The sequence below is a fragment of the Blautia faecicola genome (assembly GCF_004123145.1).
Lineage (GTDB): Bacteria > Bacillota > Clostridia > Lachnospirales > Lachnospiraceae > Oliverpabstia > Oliverpabstia faecicola.
Genome location: NZ_SDKC01000001.1, coordinates 1,552,594 through 1,577,346, shown reverse-complemented (window position 1 = coordinate 1,577,346; position 24,753 = coordinate 1,552,594). Strand labels below are relative to the sequence as shown.

Below are 24,753 nucleotides of genomic sequence, written 5' to 3'. Positions count from 1 at the left end.
CACTTAAACTAATTCTTTGATCATTTTAGAAATGGTTGCTACAGACTGAGGATGCATTAAAATTACGGCATCAGATCCACAGGCCAGATCGGCTGCTGCGGTCATGATTTCCATAGAAATTGCACGTTCTTCTGTTGGTCCCCATTCCGGCATATCTTCCTCGGAAGCCATGGATTCTTTTACGTTCCATGTTTCAGAAGATACTGGTGTAATGATAGGCATCTGGAGCATGGCATCACTCTGAGACAGTGCTGCTGCTTTGATACGGTCCATAGTAGATACTACATATTCATAACCATATCCAACGGCTGCAGAACCAACGTTCATAACGATGCTTTCCGGTTTGACACCCAGCTGTGTGGTAACTACGTTCAGCTGTTTTGCCAGGTTGATATCTACTGCAGATTCAGCTCCTACTTTCTGATCGTAAGCAAGACCTGCTGCTGCTCCAACAGATTTGTAATCTTCTTCTCTTGCAGACAGGATCAGAGCGTTTTTACCCTGCAGTGCCTCTGCAACTTTCGGAAGAAGTTCTCCATCTTTTTCTACGTTTTTGCAGCCTTCTACAGCTAACGGTACATCGATTGCATCTGCTACCTCTTTTACAACTGCAATCAGTTCGTCTACGGATTTGTTTGCTCCGTTCGGATCTCCGCCTTCCAGACGCAGGCAAACAAAATCAGCACCTTCCATTTCAGAAGCACGTTTTGCAATTTCTGCCATGGTAGAACATCCTTCATAGTAAGCTTTCAGACCTGCTACTTCCGGAACTCCCATATCGGAAATTTCAACGGCTACTTTTGGCGCATTGGTGATTTCTCCATCAAATGAGTAGAAAGGATAAACATTTTCCCCTCCTAATGTGACTGCTTTTTCACCGCATCCAATTGTTACTTCTTTGATAGATGCATTAAATTTCTGTGGTTTACGATTAAACGGCATTCTCATTAGCCTCCTTAATATTTATTTATGGCTGACAATCCTCTGACATTTGGCATAGAAAAATGCCAGGCATTTGTCAGCCACTTTCTTCCATTACTAATTATATTACATCATCGGGTCCATTCCAAGTGCCGGATGACCTTTTTCTGTTAAAAATTCTACCAGAGTTTCCGGATCTGTAGCTACAGTCTCATCACCGATCATATCTGTGAAGTTATCAATACCATACAGTTCTTTTGCTGTCTGGTTCAGTCTGTCTGCTACAAATTCTTTCAGTTCTTTCGGCATCCATACAATACGTTCGATACCACCTTCTGCTTTCATAAACTTTTTAGAGCCGATGAAGTGTTTTCCGTGTCCCATGAATCCAGGTGTCTGAACTCCACCACCTGTCATGGAAGCCAGTTCAGGGAAGGTCATTCCCAGAGGAGTCATGCCGGCATACTCACGGTTGGCGATACATACACCGTTGGAGAATGGCTCGATACCACAGATACACTCGAAGCATCCACAGGATGTCATTGGTTTTTCCATGATAGAGTACAGGGATACATCTTCCAGAGCACCCTGAGACAGTCTCTTAACAGCTTCATTAACGTCTTCATATTCACCGATTCTTTCATCGATCGGACGCTCTTTTGTGATTACCTGGCAAGGTCCGTTCGGATCCAGCTCGTTGGTAGCTTTTGCATCCAGCCATGAAACGGCACCACACAGTCCCAGACGTTCCGGTGTAACCACACATACGTGGCTCGGGGAGAATGCCTGGCACAGGATACAGCTGTAATATACATCTACAGATTCATCTGTCAGATTTTTCAGACGATCATCACGTTTGTTGAATGTCGGGATAGCAACTTCGTGACGAATTCTTGTACACTCTGCAGGATCTGTGTAAATAACAACTTCACATTTGTCAACAACTGCTTCAAATTCATTTTTAACGGAAGCATACAGAACTTCACCGATATGTTTCAGACGGAATCCTGCAGCAAATGCGTTTTTGCTGATACGGATACGCTGCATATCTCTCTGTCCGGTATGGTATACACCTTCGATACAGTTGATGTAGTTATGGAATTTACGCTCGATAACCGGTTCAAAGTCAGGCTGCATGGATTTGCCAGCAACTTTAACAACATATGCAATGCTGTTTTTGCTTCCCAGTTCCATCTCGTCTACTTCCGGTCCAACAACTGTGATCTTATGATCTTCGATCTCACTGGCCTCAACAGTATGTACCAGCTCTGCACAGTCTACACGGGAACCATCGAACTCAACCTGCATATCCCCACGACGAATGATTTCTCCTTCGAATGCGGATGCGAATGCTACCGGGATATCGATGTTTGTGATCTTGATCTTGATATCACGAGCTTCCAGAGATGTTGCATTGAATTTGCTTACATCTTCCTGAACGATCAGGCTCTTCGGAACTCTTGCGATATTTTCTGTTTCATTAGTGATAACCGGGAATCCCAGTGCGATAGCACCTGCACCACAAGCTACGATTACGTCATCCAGAGGAGCGAATGCGTTAACGAATGCCGGTACACGCTGCATGGTGTATTCCATCAGAGTCTTAGCATCACCAGGTGTTACGTTACCGAAGATCAAAGCTGCTCTCAGTGCTACGGATACTACATGGATAACTGCTGTTACATCTTTACCCAGCGGGATAACACGTACGTTTGCGCCGGTAGCCATACCTGCTTCTGCTACCTGATCACAGATACCGCCTACCAGTGTTACCAGGATACCCTGTGCCTGATAAGATTTTACCAGTGCAACACCTTCTTCTACTGTAGGAGCAGATCCCAGGATAACAGCTACACCAGGGATATCACCTGTTACAAGCGGTACACCCAGTTCACGGATCACTGCATCTGCCAGATGTCCGTATAATGGCTCTTCGTATGGAGCAGCACCGTCAATATATTTTAAAGCTTCGATAAATTCCGCACACAGTGCTGTAGCAACGCCGGACATAAAAGCGTCATTCAGACGAGGTTCTCTTGTCATCAGAGTTTTGACAACTCCCAGTGCTTCCTTTAATTCTTTCAGATTAGTAACTTTTACACCTGTTACAGCGTAATAGCAAGGCAGACAGTAAGCAGTGTTTGGAAAGCTGACTGCTTTCTCTTCACCATGCTGTGCAATTGCTGCATCAATTGCCTGTTCGGTCAGGCCGTATACTGCATCATTTCCATTGAATACTCTTTCAAATAATGTCAATGTCTTTTCCTCCTAGATTATTTATTGCAATCATCGATTTTATCGATGGTCGTTTTGATTTTACGGATCTCTTCCACTGCTGATTTGCTGTAGTCGTATGGAGAACATCCCTGACGGTCTGCATCCATGATCTCCGTATTATAGTGGATAAATCCCAGCAGATCCTCTGCCGGAATATGTTCTTTTACGAATGCTTCATCTTTTTCATCCCGGATCTTATTGGCAACTACATGTACCTGTTTGACTCCCAGATCCTTCGCCAGACGTTTCACATTTTTGTATGTCTGTACGCTTCTTGAACCGGGTTCGATCACCACGATGAACTGATCCATACCTTCTGTGGTTCCCCGACCCATATGTTCCAGACCAGCTTCCATATCCAGCACCACCACATCACCTCTGTGAAGTACCAGGTTATTAATGATTCTTCTCAGCATTACATGTTCCGGGCAGACACATCCGGCGCCGCCGGTTTCCACTGTTCCAAGAACCAGAAGTTTCACTCCGTTGCATACTTTTCCATATGCATCCGGAATATCGTCTACCTTCGGATTGATCTTATAATACTGATTATCCGGTCCAGCACCGGTACGTTCCTCTACAAGCTTACGCATCTTACTGATCGGAACGATCGTATCCAACTCTTCCTCTGAAAATCCAAGAGCCAGTCCCAGATTCGCATCCGGATCCACATCGGCTGCCAGTACATGCCGCCCCTCTTCTGCATACAGACGTGCAAGAGTAGCAGCAAATGTTGTCTTTCCCACGCCGCCTTTACCGGTAACTGCAATCTTCATAATTTGTCATCCACCTTATCATTCTATTTCTATCTGATGTCAGAAGCGATCCGCTTCCGACATCAGATCAATGAGAAATCTCTTCTATTAGATTCCAAGAGCTGTTCTCTTCTCTTCGATTCTTTCGATCATCAGATCGGTCAGTTTTTCGATATCTGTTTCTACTGTATAAGCAGCGCCAGTCCATTTTCTGGTTCCTTCTGTCAGCAGTTCACACATTTCACTGGAACCGGATACGTAAGGATCAACACCCAGGAAGGTATCAATACCGGTTCCTACTACGTAGTTACCGATAGATACAGCTTTTTCAGACATCCATTCAGGAGCGCATCCAACTACCGGAAGCTGATTGATCTGCAGACCGGAATCTTTTGCCAGTTCTGCTGCCAGGATCATCATACGAGAGATATCTACACAGGATCCCATGTGCAGTACCGGCGGGATATCTGCCAGTTCACATACACGTTTCAGGCCTGCACCGCAGATTTCTTTCGCAGATTTGTCCATCAGACCAGCTTTTGCTGCTGCCTGTGCGGAACATCCGGAAGCGATAACGATGATATCGTTTGCGATCAGTTTCTTCATCAGTTCGATATGTGCATAGTCAGGACGGATCTTCGGATTGTTACATCCAACCATAGCAACAGCACCACGGATAACACCGGAAGTAATACATTCCAGAAGTGGTTTTGTTGTTCCGGTTTCGTCAACCTGGCTGTTGGTAACTCCATCCAGAGTTTTTACGATTGCTTCTACAGAATAACCAACGGTTGCTTTCGCTTTCATATCCGGGATATGTACCAATTCCGGTTTTCTGTTCTTGAAGTTCTCGATTGCCATCTTAACGATTGCTTTTGCATTTTCTCCTGCTGTCTCAGCATTGAAACGGATAAATTCAGAATCTGGCATCTGAGCGATCGGAGAAGTTGTCACGAATTTTGTATGGAAACATTTGCTCAGAGGTCCTAACGCCGGGAAGATACACTGAACGTCTACAACGATCGCTTCGCAGGCACCTGTCAGAACCACGTTTTCCTGCTGCAGGAAGTTACCTGCCATCGGAACACCACGACGCATAGCTACTTCGTTGGAAGTACAGCATACACCGGATACGGTGATTCCTTTTGCTCCCATTTCTTTTGCGTATGCGATCATTTCCGGGCTGTCAGCATATTCGCAGATCATCTCGGAAAGGCTCGGATCATGTCCGTGTACAACGATGTTTACGTTTTCAGCAACCATAACACCCAGGTTTGCCTCTGTATCGATTGGCTTCGGAGTTCCGAACAGGACATCAGAGAACTCTGTTCCCATCATGGAACCGCCCCATCCATCTGCCATACCGGCACGCAGAGACTGTTTTACCAGTGCTTCCGGCAGAGAAGAGCATCCCATATGAGCCATATGTAAGGAAGTGGAAACTTCACGGTCGATCGCACGCGGTGCAATCTCGTTCTCGATCAGTTTTTCTTTCTGTCCTTCCGGCATTCTGTCCAGGAATTTCTGGTATCCGAATGGTTTACCATATTCCATCAGACCGATCTCAGCCATCTCATGCGCCAGATCATAGATATCTTTTCCTTCTGTCTCAACGCCCCATTCTTTTGCCAGACGAAGCAGTTTGTCAGGATCTTTTACTTTGTAGTTTCCGTCTTCTGCTGTACAGTACAGAGTGTGGCAGATCTCACGACCATGATCAGAGTGAGTAGCTGCTCCAGCTGCTGTAAATTTCAGGAAGTTACGTCCTACGATACCGTGAGCATCACATCCGCAGATTCCTCTCGGAGCTTTCGGGGTAATACGGCAAGGTCCCATTGCACAGATTCTACAACAGACACCCTGTTCACCAAATTTACAGTGTGGAGTCTGGTTTTTCACACGGAACTGCCATGCGTCAGCTCCTACCTTTGCTCCTGTTTCCAACAGTCGATTGGTGGCCGCTTCCATCTCTTCGATGGTAGTCATCTTAAATTCGCTCATTTTTTTCCTCCTTTTGTTTTGTAGCCATTCCTCCGCTTTCTCCGCTTTATGGCTATTATATATTCTTTCACCCGGAAGTGTGGTTTTTTGTGTGTCTTCCGGGTGAAGACACTCCGGAAATTTACTTTCCGGTAATATCCGTATAAACGACGAATTGTAAATTATATATTCAGTTTTTTAACAATTTCACTCATCGCTTTGCGAACCGGTGAATTCTCCGGAAGTTCCACAGTCGGTCTTCCTTCACAATCGTATTCATATACCAGTTCATCCTGAGGAACCACACCCAGAAGGTTCAGACCCTGGATCTCAATTTCCTCTTTTGTTCCTTCGTTGAGAACTCCGTTTGGTGCACGGTTTACGATCAGTCCGATCTGCTGTGGATGCATATCGCATTCCTCGATCAGTTTTTTGATTCGTCCGACCGCCTGGATTCCTCTTCTGGAACAGTCGCTGACCAAAATAGCAGTCTGCATGCTCGGAAGAACTCCACGGCTGATGTGTTCCATTCCTGCTTCATTATCCACAACCATATACGGATAATTGTTCTGCAGTTTAGCAAGCTGTGCCTGTAACAGTCCGTTTACAAAGCAGTAGCATCCTTTTCCCTGGGTACGTCCCATGACCAGCATGTCGAAGTCATCATCTTCGATCAGTGCGGAATTGAACTTGAACTCGGCATAATCTGCCTTGCTCACACCTGCTGGAATCGGATTTTCTTTTGCCGTTTCCGCTCTGGCAATCTCTTCTCTGATATCGCCCAGGGTAGCTTCTACTTCTACACCGAGCACTTCGTTCAGATTGGAATTGGCATCTGCATCCACTGCCAGAATCGGTCCCTTTTTCTGTTCGCAGAGGTACTGAATCAGAAGTCCGCACAATGTGGTCTTTCCAACTCCACCTTTTCCTGCGACTGCAATTACATGTGACATTTTCTTATCCTTTCTGATAGTTTCTTGTTATTCAGTTCTACCTTATCACTATAGAATCTATCGTATAAGATTGTTACATCTTATGACCTTATCATTAATCGCACTGTAATTTTACAATGCTGTTTGCGAGATCGACCATCAGGATCTTTCCTTCGATGCTGGTCTCTTCTCCCATGATATCGCGGATAATAACTTTTTCATCCTCTACCAGAATCTTGCTTACATTCCGGCAGATAACGGTATCATCGCTTTCTTTATATACAGTAGCCAGACACATTGTTATTCCTCCTTTAACCAAGATGTCTTATGCATCTCACTGATTATGACTCTTCTAACTCTTCTTTTACCGTTGTGAGTGCCAGACGTAATCTGAGATTACCTTTCTGGAAATCAGATACAGCTTCTTTGATCTGTTTTGCAGCTGTATCCATACCCAGTTTTGCCAGATTATCAGCCATCTGATCGAGTTCTGCTGCATGATGTTCGTTATGATCCACCATGTAATTTAACAGTGCTACGGATTCGTTCTTACATTTATCAGAACCGCCACTGCATCCGTCGCATGCATGTTCTTCACAGCCATGGTCATGCTCATGTTTATGGGCAGGGCCGTCACCATGTGGAATTACATTTCCATTCTCATCTTTTAATAAGTGCATGTCCTACTCCTTTCTCTCATTTCCCCCAGTAGGGGATATGACAATCTTTTGTCAATTATGTTTTATTATACTCCTTTTCCCTATGGTATTCAATAGAATCTATGCAAAATATTTATAAATTCAGCTGTACTTTTTTATATACAATAGGTGGTTTTTGTAAAAAATGTCATGTTTTCTGTGTTTAGCACTTTGATTTGTTAAATCGTTAACATGACATTTCACAGTTTTTCCTGTTTTTCTGCATCCTTTCGTCGTTCTATCCTATCCGGGGGATGGGGTCACGACATGCCGCAGACAGCTTTCATGTTACAGGTTCGTAATATTTTTGCCCTAGTTATTTCACATTTTTATGGTAAAATGCAAAAAATTGGGAGTTTTCCGGTATTATTTATACTTTTTATAAAATACCGGAGTTACGAGAGGAGGTTTACATCATGTCAAACATCCCATCTTTGATCTTGAATACAAATGACCGCATGCCTCTTTTGGGGCTTGGCGTATATAAAGCCACTGCACCCGGCGAAGTGGAAGGTGCTATCGCTGCTGCTCTGGACTGTGGTTACCGGCTGATTGATACGGCTTCTGCCTATAAAAATGAAGAGGGCGTGGGACGTGGCATCCGCTCTTCTTCTGTTCCGCGGGAGGAACTTTTCATCACGACGAAGTTATGGAATACCGCACAGCGGATCGGTGATATCGACGGCGCTTTTCAGAGGAGTCTGGATCGGCTCGGACTTGATTACGTGGATCTTTACCTGATCCACTGGCCGGTTCCCGGCTGTTTCATCAATTCCTGGCAGGCACTCGAACGCATCCATGAATCGGGACAGGCGAAGGCAATCGGTGTCAGTAATTTTGAGATTCCGCATCTGGAAGCGCTGTTTCAGACTTCCGGGATTGTTCCGGCGGTGAACCAGATTGAGTATCATCCGTTGTGGAATCACTCTGAATTATATGAGTATTGCAGGGAACGTGGTATTGCGGTACAGGCTTATGCGCCGCTGGCACGTGGAGCGTACCTAAAAAAAGATACCTTGCTTCATATCGGAGAAACTTACGGAAAATCACCGGCTCAGATCGGGCTTCGGTGGCTGGTTCAGAAGGGGATCTCTGCGATTCCGAAGTCGGTAAATCCGAAGAGAATCGCGGAAAATGCAGATATTTTTGATTTTGAACTGACGGATCTGGAGATGAAGACGATTGATGCGTTGGATGAGAAGTTTAGGAGCGCGGGGATCCCGGAGGATATGCAGGGGTTTGTGCGTTAAAAATAAGTAAAAAACAGCCCGCCCGGTAATAGAGCCTTTGGAGGCTCTATTACCGGGCTGGCATCCATTTTAAAATCATTTATTTCTCATCATCCCAGAGTTCAACCCCAAGCTCATCCTTTTTCATTCGCTGCATCAGTTCATTCACCGCATCCGCAGCGCTCTTATCTTCAAACAGCACCTTATTGACTTCCACAATAATCGGCATGTCTACTCCATATTTCTCAGCCAGTCCCAGTGCTGCCTTGGCGGAATATACACCTTCTACAACCATCTTTACTTCATCCATGGCTTCTTTCATGGTATATCCCTTGCCCATCAGATAACCGGCCTTACGGTTACGGCTGTGCACGCTCGCGCAAGTAACGATCAGATCACCGATTCCGGACAGTCCGTAGAAAGTTCTCGCATGTGCACCCATCGCGATACCCAGGCGGGAGATCTCTGCGATTCCTCTGGTGATCAGGGCTGCTTTTGTGTTGTCTCCGTAGCCAAGACCATCTGCCACACCGGCTGCCAGGGCGATGACATTTTTCAGAGCTGCTCCCAGTTCGATGCCGAGGACATCCGGGCTTGTGTAGACGCGGAAGACCGGGCTCATGAAGATTTCCTGCAGGTATTCTGCTGTCTGTCTGGTTCTCGCTCCTACTACGCAGGTCGTCGGAAGACCTTTTCCAACCTCTTCCGCATGGCTTGGTCCGGATAATACTGCAACATTTGCTTCCGGTAATTCTTCTTCAATGATCTGGCTTAATGTCATCAGGGTATGTTCTTCCACACCTTTTGCCACATTGACAACAATCTGTCCCTTTTTCAGATACGGTGCCATCTTCTGTGCGGTGCTTCTGGTAAACGGTGACGGTACGGCCAGTACCAGTACATCCTTATCTGTCATTGCTTCTTCCAGATTACTTGTCAGCTGAATACTGTCCTGCAGTTTTACACCCGGAAGTTTGGAAGTATGTTCTCTTTTTGTGCGAAGCATCTCCACTTCGTCTTCCATGATGGACCACAGAGTTACTTCATGTCCGTTATTGGTCAGAAGCCATGTGAGGGCAGTTCCCCAGCTTCCGGCTCCCAGTACGCCGATTTTCTTCATACGACACCTCCATTATGCTTTTTTCTTTTTCAGATATGTTTTATTTTCATTTCCATGAATCAGACGCAGAATGTTCGGCCAGTGTTTATAATATGCAAGGATGGCAAGCAATATGGCAAGTACATACATTTCATAAATATTTGCCTGACCCATTCCCGCAAACTGTCCGGTCTGTCCCATGATGATGATACCTGCTACAAATACCACATAAACCAGTAAAGATCCCAGTGATACATAGTGGGTAAGGAAAAATGCCGCAAGGAACACAATAGCTGCAACCAGTGTCAGCCGCAGGTCAAACGATAACAGCAGACCTGCTGTGGCAGCAATTCCTTTTCCGCCTTTAAAGTTCAGGTAAAACGGAAAATTGTGTCCGAGAATCGTTCCGGCTGCCGCATACAACCCCAGTAGCCGAATCATCTCCGGATGGCTTTTTCCAAAAATCAGATGTACGATCACAACCGCGATCACACATTTAAAACAGTCTCCAAGCAGTGTGATTGCTCCTGCCTTTGCGCCCAGTGTACGCAGTGCATTGGTCGTTCCGGCATTTCCGCTTCCGTAATTGCGGATATCGATACCCTGTGCTTTTCCATACAGATAAGAGGTCTGGAAAAGTCCACAGATATATCCGATCAGAACGCAGAGAATCCGTTCCATAATTATCCCTCCCCGGATCATCTATTATTTTTTATTTTTCACCGTTTCTTTCCCGAATGATAAACTTCAGAGAAGTTCCCCGGAAGCCAAATGCTTCACGGATCTTGTTTTCCAGATAACGGGTGTATGAAAAATGCATCAGCTCTTTATCGTTGACAAAGATAACAAATGTCGGCGGTTTGATGGATACCTGTGTCATATAGTACAGTTTCAGACGTTTTCCTTTGTCTGACGGTGGCTGCTGCATCGCGATCGCTTCTGTCATGATCTCGTTGAGCACACCGGTCTGGATACGCAGTGTCTGGTTTTCCAGTACCATATCGATCGTCTCGAACAGTTTCGGAAGACGCTGTCCGGTCTGTGCGGAGATAAACAGGATTTCCGCATACGGCATGTACGCCAGGACTTCACGGACTTTATTTGTGTATTTGTAAATGGTTTTGTCATCTTTCTCGACAGCATCCCACTTGTTTACTGCAATGATCACACCTTTTCCACGTTCGTGGGCGATACCGGCGATCTTGGCATCCTGTTCTGTGATACCTTCCACCGCATCAATGACCACGATGACCACATCGGCGCGTTCTACTGCCGTTACGGTACGGATAATACTGTAACGCTCCAGTTCTTCTTTGATCTTATTTTTTCTTCGAAGACCGGCAGTGTCAATAAATACATATTCTTTTCCGTTCCACATTACATTGGTGTCAATGGCGTCACGGGTGGTTCCTGCCACGTTTGATACGATCACACGGTTCTGCCCCAGTAATTTATTGACAATAGAGGATTTTCCTACGTTTGGTTTTCCTACGATGGCGATATGAGGGATCTCATTTTCCTCTTCTTCCTCTTCTTCGGTCGGGAAATATTTTACCACTTCGTCAAGCATATCCCCCATACCCAGCTTGCTGGATGCGGAGATCGGAATCGGATCACCGATACCAAGGTTATAGAACTCGTATACATCCGGCATGAATTTTGCAAAGCTGTCTACTTTATTTACCACCAGAAGTACCGGTTTGCCACTTCTTCTTAACATATCTGCTACTTTGGAATCGGCATCTACCAGTCCCTGACGGACATCGGTGATAAAAATAATAACATCTGCGGTATCAATCGCGATCTGCGCCTGATCTCTCATCTGTGCCAGGATAACATCCTTGCTCTCCGGCTCAATACCACCGGTATCGATCAGTGTAAAACTGTAATTTAACCAGGTTGCGTCCGCATAGATACGGTCTCTTGTTACGCCCGGCGTATCTTTTACGATGGAGATGGTCTCTCCTGCCAGGGCATTGAATAATGTGGATTTACCCACATTAGGTCGTCCCACAATTGCTACAATCGGCTTGCTCATAGATCTGCCTCCTTTTATGATTTTCCAATATTGTATCATCTACCACTGCGTGTACGAAAGATGCACCATCCTCATTTACCACAGTGATTTTTATCTGTAATGCTTCTTCTGCCTCTTCTACGGTAATATCGTCCAGGAACACATTTTCTCCCGCCCGAAGCATGTTGCACGGGATCAGAAGCCGTTCCCCGAGTTCCTGATCTTTCAGCTGTGCGATCAGATCCTGTCCTGTGATCAGACCGGATACGGTGATCATCGGACCAAAGAAATCGTTGCGGATCGCATAGACCGTTCCCTGGATATTCGGGAATTTTTCCTGAACATACGAAAGATTTTTTTCTATATAAGGTGCTGCCAGTTTTCCGGTTGCCACAGAAAAATGTCGGACTGTGTCATTTCTCTCCATGGCCTGCACCGCCTCCTGTACTTCTGTATTCAAAAGGCGCAGCATACCCACACCATTTTCCAGCTGTAAATATCCGTCATACTGTTCTTCCGGCGGCATGGGCTGCTCTGCCAGGATATACCATTCATCACTGCAATGAATAAAATGCAGACCATACGCAGCATACAGCTTTTTCTGCCATCTGTGAACGCGTTCCAGCACATTTTCGGCATCTTCTTTTGTAAATGGCTCCAGTGGGTACAGACCATCCCTGTATTTACTCAGTCCCACAGGAACGATCGAGACACTTCGAAGATGTGGCAGATACTGACTGAGATCCCGGATACTCCGCTCCAGTTCCTCTCCGTCATTCACGCCTTTACATAGAACAATCTGACCGTTCATTTCAATTCCGGCTTCATACAGGCGTTGTACTTTTGGAAAAATATCCCCGGCAAACCTGTTATGAAGCATCTTGCATCGAAGTTCCGGATTGGTCGTCTGGAAAGAAATATTGATCGGACCCAGATGGTACTTTATGATACGGTCAATGTCATGATCGCTCATATTTGTAAGCGTCACGTAATTGCCCTGTAAAAAAGAAAGGCGGGAATCATCGTCTTTAAAATACAAAGTTTCCCGCATCCCCGGCGGCATCTGATCGATAAAGCAGAAAATACAGTTGTTTCTGCAGGAACGATATTCATCCATCAGTCCATTATCGAACTCGATTCCCAGATCTTCCTCATAATCTTTTTCTATCTCCAGTTCCCATTCTTCCCCGTTGGTCTTACGAATCAGTACCGTCAGATAATCATCATTTACCAGATAATGATAATCGAAGACATCTTCGATCTCCTGGTCATTGATGGAAATCAGTTCATCTCCCGGTTCGATCTCCAGTTCTTCGGCTATACTTCCGGGCTGAACCGTCTTTATAATATGTTTGTTTTTTTTCATTCACTTTCTCCGTTCTCGTAGTAAGAACAATTATAACTCTTCCATAGGAAATATTCCGCGAGGTGTTTTTGCATGAATGTGCCAAAATCCCGAGACATACAAGCCAAAACGCCATCACCAAAGGTGATTTTAAATGCATTTTGGCTCGTAACCGTGAAATATTGAACAGTTACGAACATTTTTCAGGTTCTTTCCGCTACCTTACTATATAGAAACCGCCCCGAATTGTCAAGGAAAAGCCAAAAAATACTATTTTTCCCGTTATTTTTCACAAGAATTCTACATATTCTTGACGGGCTTTAGTTTCTAATGGTATAACTATTATGTCTGTAAAAATCGTGTAAAATACAACAGGTTAAATCACTTTATTTGGAGGTTATTATGGCAAACTTAGACTTATTGGAAAAATCCATTCCAGTCGCACCTATCAAAATCGCAGCACTGAAAGGCTGTGAAGAACTGGGAAAAACCGTCAATGATTATCTGGTTCAGTTCCGTAAAGAGCTGATGGAGCACCGGACAAACGGCATCGAGTGGTCAGGCTACGCGGAGGAATCTTACCTGATCAACTGTGACTGCCCTCGTTTCGGTACCGGTGAAGCAAAAGGTGTCATCAACGAATCTATCCGTGGAGTGGATCTTTTCATTCTTTGCGATATCACCAACTACAGTATTACTTATAAGGTAAGCGGTTATGAGAATCATATGTCTCCGGATGATCATTTCCAGGATCTGAAACGTATCATCGCTGCTGCTACCGGAAAAGCGCATCGTATCAATGTTGTTATGCCGTTCCTGTATGAAGGAAGACAGCATAAACGCAGCAAACGTGAGTCTCTGGACTGTGCAATGGCTCTGCAGGAGCTGGTTTACATGGGTGTTTCCAACATCATCACTTTTGACGCTCATGATCCTCGTGTACAGAATGCGATTCCTCTGTCCGGTTTTGATAATTTCATGCCGACTTATCAGTTCCTGAAAGCGCTGCTTCGTTCCGTACCGGATCTGCAGATCGACAATGAACATCTGATGATCATCAGCCCGGATGAAGGTGCTATGGCAAGAGCCGTATATTTCTCCAATATTCTTGGTGTTGATATGGGTATGTTCTACAAACGTCGTGATTATTCTACCGTCGTAAACGGCAAGAACCCGATCGTTGCTCATGAGTTCCTGGGTGACTCTGTTGCCGGCAAGGATGTGATCGTTATCGATGATATGATCTCTTCCGGCGAGAGTATGCTGGATGTAGCAAAACAGCTGAAGGATCGCAATGCAAACCGTGTATTTGTTTGTACTACTTTTGGTCTGTTTACAGATGGACTGAAGAAGTTTGATGAGTACTATGAAAAGGGTTATATCCATAAAGTGATTACTACGGACCTGAATTATCGTACACCGGAGCTGCTGGAACGTCCTTATTATGAGCCGGCTGCTATGGGTAAATATCTGGCAAGTATTATGGATACACTGAATCATGATGTTTCGGTTGAGAAGGTTCGGTCTACGACTTCTAAGATTACGAAATTGCTTGCTAAGAACAGAGAAGAGAAAAAATAGAGTTTCTTAGAAAAGTTTTTTAAGGCGTACGTAAACGACCCGGGGGATCGGGGGCTGGAAACGTGAGCAGAGAAAATTTTAGCTAGTCGCTAAGAAGAACTATATGCCAGTTCGCGGAGAACCGCTCACTGTCAAGTTCTTCTAAGCGCCGGATCTAAAATCTTTCTCTAACCGCTCACAAAGTGTTTCCAGCCCCCGATCCCCCGGGTCGTTTACTGATATTGGCAAAAACTCAACCGCTGTTCGGAAAGTGTTTGATGATTTTTAGATATTCTTTAAAATAGATATATCAGTAGCAATCTTATTCATATGTTCAAATTATATTTATGTATAAAAACACTGTGTAACAACTCAAATAACCATTATAATAATGGTTATTTGAGCGTACACAGTGTTTTTGTATGTATATGATTCTTTCTTTATCGTAGTCCCAGGAAGGCTGCGAGGTTTCCTCGTTTGCCGTGGGAGGCGCGGTGGGAATAGAGGAAATCAGGGTTGCAGCAGGTGCAGAGGTTGGGGGTAAGGATATTTTCTTCACATATGCCACTGGTGAGGAAGTTCTGGTGGCAGGCTTCCCAGAGGTTTAGCTGGTACTTTCCGTTGGGTTTCCGGTAGAAGAGTTTTTTGTGGAGGGTTTCCGGATAAGCCTGGCGGAATTCTTCGATGACGTCTTCGCTTACTTCGTAGCAGTCCTGGCAGATGGAGGGACCGATGGCTGCGATGAGGTCTGCCGGATCGGTGTGATAGGCTTTCTGCATGGCTTCTACGGTTACTTTTGCGATGTTTCCTACGGTTCCCCGCCAGCCGGAATGGGACAGACCAATGGCTTTGTGGGTTGGATCGTAGAAATATAAGGGGACGCAGTCGGCGTAGAACGTAGCGAGGGTTACACCCGGCTCGTTGGTAATCAGACCGTCGATGTCGTGAAAGGTACGCGGTGTCAGGACGCCGCATCCGCAATCTTCTTTTCCTACACGGCGCACGTTTGTCGTATGGGTCTGATCGGAGGTAACGATGCTTTCTACCGGAAATCCGATCGCTTTGCTGATTCTCCGGTAGTTTTCCAGTACATTTTCCGGGTTGTCGCCTCTGGAAAAACTGAGGTTCATGCTTCCCAGATATCCCTCACTCACACCACCCAGACGGGTGCTGAAACCATGGACAATGGCGGATTCCTGTTCCAGTCTCGGGTAGGAAAGATACGTTACACCGTTGTTTTGTCTGACCTGCATGTCTCCTGTATGCTTCTGTTTCCAATGAATATCCATAATCTGCTCTCCTGCTGTACTGTTTTATTTTCTGATACTGTCTGTTTGTTTTCTGTATTTCATCTCTTTTGAAAGACTTTCTGTCCGTTTTTTGTTTTCGGATATTTTTGTTTTCAGATATTTCTGTCTTCCAGATGTTTTCTTTTAACTCTGGTAGTAAAACGCGTCCCGGTAAAGGCGGTTCTCTTCTCCCTCGATCGCCACCACATCAAATCTGCACGGCGTATAGATATCCAGTCTTTTTTCTGTCAGATACCATGCGGCCACGCGGGAGATCTGACGCTGTTTCCGCAGGTCTACGGCTTCTTCCGGCAGACCGCTTTCGTTTGTCGATCTGTATTTTACCTCCACAAATACCAGATACTGTCCCTCCCGCGCAACCAGGTCGATCTCTCCCCTTTTGCACCGGTAATTCTGTTCCAGTATCTGGTATCCCTGTGTTTTCAAGAAGCAGGCGGCTTTCGCCTCCTGCTCCTGTCCTGTTTTTCGTTTATTCAAATATGTTTTCCTCTTATTTTTTGAGAAAGTAAATATTCGTGTTTCGTTTTGTTTTTACCTATCCTGCATCACAGAAAATTTTTGATAAACGTCGCTCTATGAATCGGTGACGGACCGTATTTCTGAATCGCCTCGATATGGCTTTTTGATCCATAGCCCTTATGCGATGCAAAACCATATTCCGGCATGATTTTATCATACTCTACCATCAGCCGGTCCCTGGTCACCTTCGCGATGATACTTGCAGCTGCGATCGAAACACTTTTTGCGTCTCCTTTGACGATCGGCACCTGTGGGATCTCGATCTGAGGGATCGTCACCGCATCATTTAACAGGATCTGTGGCTGTACGGAAAGTTTTGAGATAGCTTCCCGCATCGCTTCATACGTCGCCTGTAAAATGTTGATCTCATCGATCCGCGCCGGGCTTGCATATCCGACACCAACGCTGATCGCTTCTTCCATGATCACATCATAGAGTTCTTCTCTTTTTTTTGCGGACAACTGTTTGGAGTCATTCAGCCAGAGGATCTTGCTGTCTTCCGGAAGGATTACAGCACCTGCCACGACAGGTCCTGCCAGCGGACCTCGCCCTGCTTCGTCGATGCCGCAGATCCAGCCCACGTGACTGTAGGTGTTCTCATAGACTTTCATATCCTCGATCCGGTGTTTTTCTTTCTCCAGTAGTTCTTTTTCCCGGTCGTATTTTTTCACCAGGCTGACCACGCCGCTTCGGGAATCCTCACGGTGCTGCTCCAGAAGTTTTTCCCGTTCTGTTCCCGATGCCGCCTGTAATTCTTCTTTAATCTCCCGGATGGTCTTCATGTGCAGTTTCCTCCTCAACCGGTGGAAATTCCAGTGTGATTCTTCCGATCTTTCCATTACGGAATTCTTCCATCACGATTCCTGCCGCTTTCGCATAGTCGATCTCCTGCCCGCGGATCAGACATTTTCTCTTATCTGCTACCGCTTCCAGCAGAGATACCGGTGTGCCCTCTTCCTCGATACCGTAACGGGCATTTAACAGTCCCGGATAATTTGTGCGGATATAATCCAGCAGTTCCAGAGACAGTTCTTCCAGATTGAGGATCTCATCCTTGATAGATCCGATAAACGCCAGACGTTTCCCTACTTCCTGATCCTCAAATTTCGGCCAGAGGATACCCGGTGTGTCCAGAAGCTCCAGAGTCTTATTCAGACGGATCCACTGTTTTCCTTTCGTCACACCCGGTTTGTTTCCGGTCTTTGCACAGGCTTTTCCTGCGTAGGAATTGATAAATGTGGACTTACCCACGTTCGGGATGCCTACAACCATCGCACGGATCGGACGGTTCTTGATCCCTCTTCTTCTGTCTCTCTCGATCTTTGCCTTACAGGCTTCCTGGATCACGCCCTGGATGGACTTGAGTCCTGCGCCTGACTTCGCATTTACTTTGACCACGTAAAATCCTTTTTTCTGGAAATACGCGGACCACTGTTCGTTATATCTTTCATCTGCAAGATCTGATTTGTTTAACAGGATCAGTCTTGCCTTATTTTTACCCAGTTCATCAATATCCGGGTTTCTGCTGCTTAACGGGATGCGGGCGTCCACTAGTTCGATGATCAGATCGATCAGTTTCAGATCTTCCTGCATCTGCCGTTTTGCCTTGGTCATATGACCTGGATACCATTGTAAATTCATCTGCTTACCTCATTCTATACGAATCCGAACCTGCTCCACGGTGACGCGATAAACCAGACCTTACCGATGATATTTCTCTTCTTGACATTTCCCATATCGGCGTATCTGCTGTCTTCACTGTTGTTCCGGTTATCACCCAGCACAAAATATTCACCGTTGCCCAGTGTCACCTTTGTCTCAGCAACCCCTGCATTTTCAATCGCAGGAAATCCGCCGTCTTCCTGATAGGTCTCCCCGTCTATCAGAATCTGTCCGTCCTTGATCTGTATCGTCTCTCCCGGAAGTCCGATGATCCGTTTGATATGTGTACTTGCTTTTTTACTGTCATCGCCTGTTTTATATACGATGATATCTCCCCTCTTCGGCGTACTGAATCTGTATGCCATGCGATTGACCAAAAGTACATCTCCTGCATTTAACGTAGGATCCATAGAGCCTTCCTGCATAACGGTGATCTTCCCATAACCAACCGCCAGTACAATGCCGAGGATAAGCACCGCTGCGATCTCCACCGCCCAGATAACGGCCGATTTGATCTTTGCAGCTGCCACATAGTCTCTTACATATCTTGCTTTAAAAAATCCCATATTCATTTGCCTCAGAGTTCTCACAGTAACGAGTAAAATACGTTTCACGAATTTTGCTCGTTGTCGCGGCAGTCGTCAAGGTCTCGTGCAAGCACGGACTTTGACTCGTTGCTCGCGCAAATGAAACAGGGGCAAGTACATGATGTATTTGCCCCTGCTCCTCTACCTGTGAATTATTTTACCAGTTCTTTTACCTTAGCTGCTTTACCAACACGGTCTCTTAAGTAGTTCAGTTTTGCACGTCTTACTTTACCACGTCTTACTACTTCTACTCTCTCTACGTTTGGAGAGTGCAGCGGCCATGTTTTTTCTACGCCGATACCGTTGGAGTTCTTTCTTACTGTGAAAGTTTCACGGCAGCTTCCACCCTGTTTTTTAATTACGATACCTTCGAAGATCTGAATTCTTTCGCGGTTTCCTTCTTTGATTTTACCATAAACTTTTACGGTGTCACCAACGTTGAATGCCGGTGCTTCTGCTTTCAGCTGAGCAGCTTCGATGTTTTTAATAATTTCGTTCATCTTTTTTCTCCTTTTGTTCCTGGATGTTCTTAATACCTTTTGTAACAGAGGACCATCTCGTTTATTCATACGTCAAATATTATACACTACCATATTTTAAATTGCAAGTCTTATTTTTCTGCTATTTTTCTTTTTATTGTTCACCATGCCCGACACTGTTTGTCATTCTTTCTGCGACACAATATTCTGCAACCAGACGCCTTTCTTAACCAGTACAAAGCCGATCACGCATTTGATCCAGTCTGCAATATTGACGCATGCGAAAATCACTACTACAAACAAACCGGTAAACCGGCTCAGCACAAAGGCGATCGGCACGCTGACGATCCACACGAAGACGCTGTCGAAAAAGAACGTGACCACTGTCTTGCCACCGGAACGCAGGGTAAAATATGTCGCATGCAGGAACGCATTCTGCGGCATAAAGACTGCCTGTGTCATGATCAGGTATTCTGCCAGATGTCTTGTCGTACTGTCCGTGTTATACAGCTGTGGAAACAGCGGCGCGATCAGGAACATCACAATCGCAACACCGGTACAGCACATCACAGAAAAGGCGATCATCTTGTTGTCCAGATCCCTTGCCTCATCCATCTTGCCGGCACCCAGCCTCTGTCCTACCACTATGGCTACCGAATCACCCAGGGCGATAAATACTACATTAAATAAGTTTGCAATCGTATTCGCAATATTGAACGCCGCTACTACGCTCAGCCCGCGCACCGAATAACACTGCATCAGTGTAGCCTGTGCTGCAGCCCACAGTGTCTCGTTAAAGAGCAGCGGAGAGCCTTTGATAATAAATTTCTTTATCAGATACCCCGGAATCTTCATGGTCTTATAAATCCCGACGATATAGGTATTGATTTCCTTATGCTTGTGTGTCCAGACTAAAACGATCGCCATCTCCACATATCTGGAAAGTACCGTTGCAATTGCAGCACCGACAACGCCCAGTTTTGGAAAACCGAATTTTCCGTAGATCAGCAGATAGTTAAATACCAGATTCACCAGAACCGCTGTCACACCGGCTTTCATCGGCACCATCGTCTCTCCGCACTCACGAAGTGTACTCGCATATGTCTGTACCATCATAAAGGCCGGCAGTCCGCATAACATCACCAGCATGTACTGTCTTCCATAGCGAAGTGCAGCCGCCAGATCACCGCCGTCACTGCTGCCGTTCAGATAGATCTGAATCAGGCTTTCTCCACTGATTAGAAAGATCACAATAACCAGTGCAGTCAGAATCGCAGATACCCACAATTTGAACCGGAAGGTATGACGGATACCTTCATCATCTTTCTGCCCAAAATACTGCGCGGTAAAGATCCCCGCACCGGACACTCCTCCGAAGATACACAAATTGTATACAAAGATCAGCTGATTGACAATCGCAACCCCCGACATCTGCTCCGTTCCAATCTGACCAACCATGATGTTATCCAGCAGGCTTACAAAGTTTGTGATTCCGTTCTGGATCATGATCGGTATGGCGATGGCAAGTACCATCTTATAAAACTGCTTGTCTCCAATAAATTTTTTTCTTACGTTTCCCAGCATAAATCCCCCTTCTGTCCTGTTTTTTCGGTCTGAAAATTGCTCATAAAAAATGCAGTCCATGCATCCCAGCCGCAATGCTTTCTGATTTACCCCATCCCCATAAAATTCTTCCTCATACATCAAAATTCACGCAAATCAAAAAGCAGGTATGCCCGACGACATCCCTTATCTGAAATATTTTATCATTTATCCAATGTTTTGTCACGCTTATTTTCCTTTATTTCCGGTCTTTTTCGCCTTTTTGTTGTATGGAATTTTTTATTTTCACTAATACAGACAAATTTGCTTTCTATCTCTCCGTCTGCTATACTGTTTTTATCTATTTTCATATACAGAAAGGCGTAAAATCTATGAAAAAAGAGGGCTACTACTCGTCCGGGGAATTTGCGCGTATGGCGCATGTGACGCTTCGGACGATCCGCTATTATGATAAACAGAATATTTTAAAACCTTCCTATGTAAATGATGCCGGTGCGCGGTTTTACACGGATGAAGATCTGGCGCGGCTGCAGCAGATTTTGTTGTTGAAGTTTCTGGGATTTTCGCTGGATGATATCCGGGATATGACGATCAATGATACGGACTATCATTTTATGCGGGATTCCCTGGATGTGCAACTGAAGCTGGTGCGCGACCGGATCGAACAATTACAGTTGGTGGAGAAGGCGATTCAGGATACTTCCGATGCGATCCAGACCCAGCACACCATCGACTGGAACCAGATGCTTGATCTGATCCATCTGACCGGTATGGAAAAGAGTATGAAGAATCAGTATCAGAACGCAACTAACATTGCAGCCCGAATCAAGCTGCACAGTTTATACTCTATAAATAAAGAAGGATGGTTTCCGTGGATCTATTCACAGTGCCATCTGCAGTCCGGCATGAACGTTCTGGAACTGGGATGTGGGGACGGTGCTTTATGGAAACAAAACATCTCTCTGCTTCCTCAAAACATCCACCTTACCCTCTCCGACATCTCCGACGGGATGCTGCGCGATGCAAGACGTGCACTGGGAGCCAGAGATTCCCGGTTTTCTTTCGCTGCTTTTGACTGTGAAAAGATTCCGGCAGCTTCTGAAAGCTATGATCTCGTGATCGCCAACCATGTGCTGTTCTACTGTGATAATCTGGAAAATGTGTGTAAAGAAGTCCGGCGGGTACTGAAACCGGGCGGACGGTTCTTATGCAGTACCTATGGCAACTCTCATATGAAGGAAATCAGTCAGCTGGTCAGCCAGTTTGATGAGCGGATCGTGCTCTCCGCCAACAAATTATATGAAAAATTCGGTCGCGAAAACGGCGCACAGGTGCTCGAACCCTGGTTTTCCCGTGTGGAATGGATCTCTTATGAGGACGGTCTTCTGGTGTCCGACCCGGAGCCTCTGATCTCCTATATCCTCTCCTGCCACGGCAATCAGAACCGATACCTGCTTGACCACTACAAAGAATTTCGATCCTTTGTAAAGAAAAAAACAGAAAAAGGATTGCATATCACAAAAGATGCCGGGATTTTTATTTGCAATTACTAAATTTCCCCTCTGTTTTTCTCTGTCCTATAAGTAAAAACCAACAATTTTACCAAAATTTTAAAAAAGTACTTGAAGGTGACCTAAGGTCACCTTTTATAATGGTATCATCTTAGGATACGGAACTGAAAAAACAAATGGTAACTGTTCAGTACCTTCACAGTTACGAGTCAAAATTCATTTAAACCTTCGGTGATGGCATTTTGACTTGTATGTCTCGGGATTTTGGCATATTCATGCCAAAACACCTCGCAGGATACTACCTACTGAATAGTTACAACAAATGATCTGAAAGGAGAATACTCATGAAAGGAATCATTTTAGCAGGAGGATCCGGCACACGCCTTTATCCTCTGACCATGGTAACTTCCAAACAGTTACTTCCCATCTATGACAAACCGATGATCTACTATCCGATGTCAGTCCTGATGAACGCCGGCATCCGCGATATCCTGATCATCTCTACCCCGCAGGATACCCCACGTTTTGAGGAACTGCTGGGCGACGGTCATCAGTTTGGCGTAAACCTGACCTATGCTGTACAGGAAAGCCCGGATGGACTGGCACAGGCATTCATCATCGGAGAAGAATTCATCGGTGATGACTCTGTAGCTATGGTTCTGGGTGACAACATTTTCGCCGGTCATGGTCTGACCAAGCGTCTGCACGCAGCGGTAGAAAATGCAAAAACCGGAAAAGGTGCTACTGTCTTCGGTTACTATGTGGATGATCCGGAGCGTTTCGGCATCGTAGAATTCGACAATGAAGGAAAAGCTATTTCCATCGAAGAGAAACCGGAACATCCGAAGAGTAATTACTGTGTGACCGGTCTGTATTTCTACGACAATAAAGTAGTGGAATACGCTAAGAATCTGAAACCGAGTGCACGTGGCGAGCTGGAGATTACTGATCTGAACCGCATCTATCTGGAAGAAGGACAGTTAAATGTAGAACTTCTGGGACAGGGATTTACCTGGCTGGATACCGGTACCCATGAGAGTCTGGTAGACGCTACCAACTTCGTAAAAACCATGGAAACTCACCAGCACAGAAAAATTGCGTGTCTGGAAGAGATCGCTTACTTGAACGGCTGGATCTCAAAAGAAGAAGTTCTGAAAGTATACGAACTGCTGAAGAAAAACCAGTATGGTCAGTATCTGATGGATGTTCTGAACGGCAAATATCTGGACGCACGCCGCTAAGCCCGTGCCCCGGATTTGTTTATAAATTTTTAAAGGAGAAATGTTATGAATATTATTGTTACCGGCGGTGCCGGATTTATCGGAAGCAACTTTATTTTCCATATGCTGAAAAAATACCCGGATTATCGGATCGTATGCCTGGACTGCCTGACATATGCAGGTAACCTGTCCACTCTGGCTCCTGTTATGGACAACCCGAACTTCCGTTTTGTAAAAGAAAGCATCACAGACCGTGAAGCTGTATACAAACTGTTCGAAGAAGAACATCCGGATATGGTTGTAAACTTCGCAGCAGAAAGCCACGTAGACCGTTCCATCGAGAACCCGGAAGTATTCCTGGATACCAACATCAAAGGTACTGCTGTCCTGATGGATGCCTGCAGAAAATACGGTATCAAGAGATATCATCAGGTATCTACCGATGAAGTATACGGAGATCTGCCTCTGGATCGCCCGGACCTGTTCTTTACCGAAGAGACTCCGATTCACACCAGCAGCCCGTACAGTTCCTCCAAAGCAGGTGCTGATCTTCTGGTTCTGGCTTACCATCGTACATATGGTCTGCCTGTTACCATCAGCCGCTGCTCCAACAACTACGGACCGTATCATTTCCCGGAAAAACTGATTCCGCTGATGATCGCCAATGCACTGAATGACAAACCGCTTCCTGTATACGGAAAAGGTGAAAATGTCCGTGACTGGCTGTATGTAGAGGATCACTGCAAAGCGATCGATCTGATCATCCACAACGGTCGTGTCGGCGAAGTTTATAACATCGGTGGACACAACGAGATGAAAAACATCGATATCGTAAAAATCATCTGTAAAGAACTGGGTAAACCAGAAAGCCTGATCACCTATGTATCTGACAGAAAAGGTCATGACATGCGTTATGCCATCGATCCGACCAAGATCCACAACGAACTGGGCTGGCTGCCGGAAACCAAATTCGCAGACGGTATCAAAAAAACCATTCAGTGGTATCTGGATAACAAAGAATGGTGGAAAACCATCATCTCCGGTGAATACCAGAACTACTATGAGAAAATGTACGCAAACCGCTAATTC

General features: G+C 45.4%; 23 protein-coding genes. 5 read left to right on the top strand and 18 right to left on the bottom strand.

Features of this window, described 5'->3' with window-relative positions:
* Window positions 1–3: 3 nt before the first annotated feature.
* From acsD to ETP43_RS07000, 7 genes are all read right to left on the bottom strand, one after another.
* The gene (acsD, locus tag ETP43_RS07030) at window positions 4–942 is read right to left on the bottom strand and encodes an acetyl-CoA decarbonylase/synthase complex subunit delta (protein ID WP_022398440.1); all 939 of its coding nucleotides are present in this window, start codon (window positions 940–942) and stop codon (window positions 4–6) included.
* Between the two features lie 105 nt (window positions 943–1,047).
* On the bottom strand, window positions 1,048–3,177 hold the full coding sequence (gene acsB / locus ETP43_RS07025; RefSeq protein ID WP_118634759.1) for an acetyl-CoA decarbonylase/synthase complex subunit alpha/beta: 2,130 nt from the start codon (window positions 3,175–3,177) through the stop codon (window positions 1,048–1,050).
* A 17-nt stretch (window positions 3,178–3,194) separates the two neighbouring features.
* A complete protein-coding gene (locus ETP43_RS07020) occupies window positions 3,195–3,974 on the bottom strand; it encodes an ATP-binding protein (protein ID WP_022399534.1) in 780 nt (259 codons plus the stop codon).
* 87 nt (window positions 3,975–4,061) lie between these two features.
* A complete protein-coding gene (gene cooS, locus ETP43_RS07015) occupies window positions 4,062–5,954 on the bottom strand; it encodes an anaerobic carbon-monoxide dehydrogenase catalytic subunit (protein ID WP_129257519.1) in 1,893 nt (630 codons plus the stop codon).
* Window positions 5,955–6,115: 161 nt separating this feature from the next.
* Window positions 6,116–6,886, bottom strand: coding sequence for an ATP-binding protein (locus ETP43_RS07010; RefSeq protein WP_129257518.1), 771 nt, complete (start codon window positions 6,884–6,886; stop codon window positions 6,116–6,118).
* A gap of 94 nt (window positions 6,887–6,980) precedes the next feature.
* Window positions 6,981–7,163 (bottom strand): CooT family nickel-binding protein, encoded by a 183-nt coding sequence (locus ETP43_RS07005; protein ID WP_022399537.1) that lies wholly within the window; start codon window positions 7,161–7,163, stop codon window positions 6,981–6,983.
* Window positions 7,164–7,206: 43 nt separating this feature from the next.
* Window positions 7,207–7,545 carry a cobalt transporter gene (locus ETP43_RS07000; RefSeq protein WP_129257517.1) on the bottom strand — a complete coding sequence of 113 codons (339 nt, stop codon included), beginning with the start codon at window positions 7,543–7,545 and terminating at the stop codon, window positions 7,207–7,209.
* Between the two features lie 434 nt (window positions 7,546–7,979).
* Here ETP43_RS07000 and ETP43_RS06995 point away from each other — a divergent pair, with 434 nt between their 5' ends.
* A complete protein-coding gene (locus tag ETP43_RS06995; protein WP_129257516.1) occupies window positions 7,980–8,813 on the top strand; it encodes an aldo/keto reductase in 834 nt (277 codons plus the stop codon).
* Between the two features lie 79 nt (window positions 8,814–8,892).
* On the opposite strand, the gene ETP43_RS06990 is transcribed toward ETP43_RS06995, so the two are convergent.
* From ETP43_RS06990 to ETP43_RS06975, 4 genes are read right to left on the bottom strand one after another with little or no spacing between them, the layout of a single operon-like run.
* Window positions 8,893–9,912 (bottom strand): NAD(P)H-dependent glycerol-3-phosphate dehydrogenase, encoded by a 1,020-nt coding sequence (locus ETP43_RS06990; RefSeq protein WP_129257515.1) that lies wholly within the window; start codon window positions 9,910–9,912, stop codon window positions 8,893–8,895.
* A gap of 12 nt (window positions 9,913–9,924) precedes the next feature.
* The gene (plsY, locus tag ETP43_RS06985; protein ID WP_129257514.1) at window positions 9,925–10,572 is read right to left on the bottom strand and encodes a glycerol-3-phosphate 1-O-acyltransferase PlsY; all 648 of its coding nucleotides are present in this window, start codon (window positions 10,570–10,572) and stop codon (window positions 9,925–9,927) included.
* Window positions 10,573–10,603: 31 nt separating this feature from the next.
* A complete protein-coding gene (gene der, locus ETP43_RS06980) occupies window positions 10,604–11,929 on the bottom strand; it encodes a ribosome biogenesis GTPase Der (RefSeq protein WP_022171176.1) in 1,326 nt (441 codons plus the stop codon).
* On the bottom strand, window positions 11,892–13,274 hold the full coding sequence (locus ETP43_RS06975; RefSeq protein WP_129257513.1) for a DUF512 domain-containing protein: 1,383 nt from the start codon (window positions 13,272–13,274) through the stop codon (window positions 11,892–11,894). Before ETP43_RS06975 ends, der begins: the two co-directional genes overlap by 38 nt.
* Before the next feature lie 381 nt (window positions 13,275–13,655).
* Here ETP43_RS06975 and ETP43_RS06970 point away from each other — a divergent pair, with 381 nt between their 5' ends.
* Window positions 13,656–14,834, top strand: coding sequence for a ribose-phosphate pyrophosphokinase (locus tag ETP43_RS06970; RefSeq protein ID WP_129257512.1), 1,179 nt, complete (start codon window positions 13,656–13,658; stop codon window positions 14,832–14,834).
* 419 nt (window positions 14,835–15,253) lie between these two features.
* Here ETP43_RS06970 and pgeF read toward each other — a convergent pair whose 3' ends face one another.
* From pgeF to ETP43_RS06935, 7 genes are all read right to left on the bottom strand, one after another.
* Complete coding sequence (gene pgeF / locus ETP43_RS06965) at window positions 15,254–16,102, bottom strand: peptidoglycan editing factor PgeF (protein ID WP_129257511.1); 849 nt, start codon at window positions 16,100–16,102, stop codon at window positions 15,254–15,256.
* A gap of 144 nt (window positions 16,103–16,246) precedes the next feature.
* The gene (locus ETP43_RS06960) at window positions 16,247–16,600 is read right to left on the bottom strand and encodes a YraN family protein (protein WP_129257510.1); all 354 of its coding nucleotides are present in this window, start codon (window positions 16,598–16,600) and stop codon (window positions 16,247–16,249) included.
* A gap of 68 nt (window positions 16,601–16,668) precedes the next feature.
* A complete protein-coding gene (locus ETP43_RS06955; protein ID WP_022399546.1) occupies window positions 16,669–17,424 on the bottom strand; it encodes a ribonuclease HII in 756 nt (251 codons plus the stop codon).
* Window positions 17,402–18,283, bottom strand: a complete 882-nt coding sequence (gene ylqF, locus ETP43_RS06950; protein WP_022399547.1) for a ribosome biogenesis GTPase YlqF — start codon at window positions 18,281–18,283, stop codon at window positions 17,402–17,404. The genes ETP43_RS06955 and ylqF overlap by 23 nt, the downstream gene beginning before the upstream one ends.
* Window positions 18,284–18,297: 14 nt before the next feature.
* Window positions 18,298–18,870 (bottom strand): signal peptidase I, encoded by a 573-nt coding sequence (lepB, locus tag ETP43_RS06945; RefSeq protein WP_243114215.1) that lies wholly within the window; start codon window positions 18,868–18,870, stop codon window positions 18,298–18,300.
* Between the two features lie 173 nt (window positions 18,871–19,043).
* On the bottom strand, window positions 19,044–19,391 hold the full coding sequence (gene rplS / locus ETP43_RS06940) for a 50S ribosomal protein L19 (RefSeq protein ID WP_022171184.1): 348 nt from the start codon (window positions 19,389–19,391) through the stop codon (window positions 19,044–19,046).
* A 162-nt stretch (window positions 19,392–19,553) separates the two neighbouring features.
* Window positions 19,554–20,954 carry an MATE family efflux transporter gene (locus ETP43_RS06935; protein WP_243114214.1) on the bottom strand — a complete coding sequence of 467 codons (1,401 nt, stop codon included), beginning with the start codon at window positions 20,952–20,954 and terminating at the stop codon, window positions 19,554–19,556.
* 350 nt (window positions 20,955–21,304) lie between these two features.
* On the opposite strand from ETP43_RS06935, the gene ETP43_RS06930 reads away from it, so the two are divergent.
* The 3 genes from ETP43_RS06930 (at window position 21,305) to rfbB (ending at window position 24,750) form a co-directional block, all read left to right on the top strand.
* Window positions 21,305–22,486, top strand: a complete 1,182-nt coding sequence (locus tag ETP43_RS06930) for a MerR family transcriptional regulator (RefSeq protein ID WP_129257508.1) — start codon at window positions 21,305–21,307, stop codon at window positions 22,484–22,486.
* Window positions 22,487–22,788: 302 nt separating this feature from the next.
* Window positions 22,789–23,685: a glucose-1-phosphate thymidylyltransferase RfbA gene (gene rfbA / locus ETP43_RS06925; protein WP_118567625.1), complete on the top strand. Its 897-nt coding sequence runs from the start codon at window positions 22,789–22,791 to the stop codon at window positions 23,683–23,685.
* Window positions 23,686–23,730: 45 nt separating this feature from the next.
* Window positions 23,731–24,750, top strand: coding sequence for a dTDP-glucose 4,6-dehydratase (rfbB, locus tag ETP43_RS06920; RefSeq protein WP_129257507.1), 1,020 nt, complete (start codon window positions 23,731–23,733; stop codon window positions 24,748–24,750).
* The last annotated feature ends 3 nt before the right edge of the window (window positions 24,751–24,753 follow it).

Coding starts and splice junctions, on each gene's coding strand:
- acsD (WP_022398440.1), bottom strand. CDS start 942: ATGCCGTTTAATCGTAAACCACAGAAATTTAATGCATCTATCAAAGAA.
- ETP43_RS07020 (WP_022399534.1), bottom strand. CDS start 3,974: ATGAAGATTGCAGTTACCGGTAAAGGCGGCGTGGGAAAGACAACATTT.
- cooS (WP_129257519.1), bottom strand. CDS start 5,954: ATGAGCGAATTTAAGATGACTACCATCGAAGAGATGGAAGCGGCCACC.
- ETP43_RS07010 (WP_129257518.1), bottom strand. CDS start 6,886: ATGTCACATGTAATTGCAGTCGCAGGAAAAGGTGGAGTTGGAAAGACC.
- ETP43_RS07005 (WP_022399537.1), bottom strand. CDS start 7,163: ATGTGTCTGGCTACTGTATATAAAGAAAGCGATGATACCGTTATCTGC.
- ETP43_RS07000 (WP_129257517.1), bottom strand. CDS start 7,545: ATGCACTTATTAAAAGATGAGAATGGAAATGTAATTCCACATGGTGAC.
- ETP43_RS06995 (WP_129257516.1), top strand. CDS start 7,980: ATGTCAAACATCCCATCTTTGATCTTGAATACAAATGACCGCATGCCT.
- ETP43_RS06990 (WP_129257515.1), bottom strand. CDS start 9,912: ATGAAGAAAATCGGCGTACTGGGAGCCGGAAGCTGGGGAACTGCCCTC.
- plsY (WP_129257514.1), bottom strand. CDS start 10,572: ATGGAACGGATTCTCTGCGTTCTGATCGGATATATCTGTGGACTTTTC.
- der (WP_022171176.1), bottom strand. CDS start 11,929: ATGAGCAAGCCGATTGTAGCAATTGTGGGACGACCTAATGTGGGTAAA.
- ETP43_RS06975 (WP_129257513.1), bottom strand. CDS start 13,274: ATGAAAAAAAACAAACATATTATAAAGACGGTTCAGCCCGGAAGTATA.
- ETP43_RS06970 (WP_129257512.1), top strand. CDS start 13,656: ATGGCAAACTTAGACTTATTGGAAAAATCCATTCCAGTCGCACCTATC.
- pgeF (WP_129257511.1), bottom strand. CDS start 16,102: ATGGATATTCATTGGAAACAGAAGCATACAGGAGACATGCAGGTCAGA.
- ETP43_RS06955 (WP_022399546.1), bottom strand. CDS start 17,424: ATGAAGACCATCCGGGAGATTAAAGAAGAATTACAGGCGGCATCGGGA.
- ylqF (WP_022399547.1), bottom strand. CDS start 18,283: ATGAATTTACAATGGTATCCAGGTCATATGACCAAGGCAAAACGGCAG.
- lepB (WP_243114215.1), bottom strand. CDS start 18,870: ATGGGATTTTTTAAAGCAAGATATGTAAGAGACTATGTGGCAGCTGCA.
- rplS (WP_022171184.1), bottom strand. CDS start 19,391: ATGAACGAAATTATTAAAAACATCGAAGCTGCTCAGCTGAAAGCAGAA.
- ETP43_RS06935 (WP_243114214.1), bottom strand. CDS start 20,954: ATGCTGGGAAACGTAAGAAAAAAATTTATTGGAGACAAGCAGTTTTAT.
- ETP43_RS06930 (WP_129257508.1), top strand. CDS start 21,305: ATGAAAAAAGAGGGCTACTACTCGTCCGGGGAATTTGCGCGTATGGCG.
- rfbA (WP_118567625.1), top strand. CDS start 22,789: ATGAAAGGAATCATTTTAGCAGGAGGATCCGGCACACGCCTTTATCCT.
- rfbB (WP_129257507.1), top strand. CDS start 23,731: ATGAATATTATTGTTACCGGCGGTGCCGGATTTATCGGAAGCAACTTT.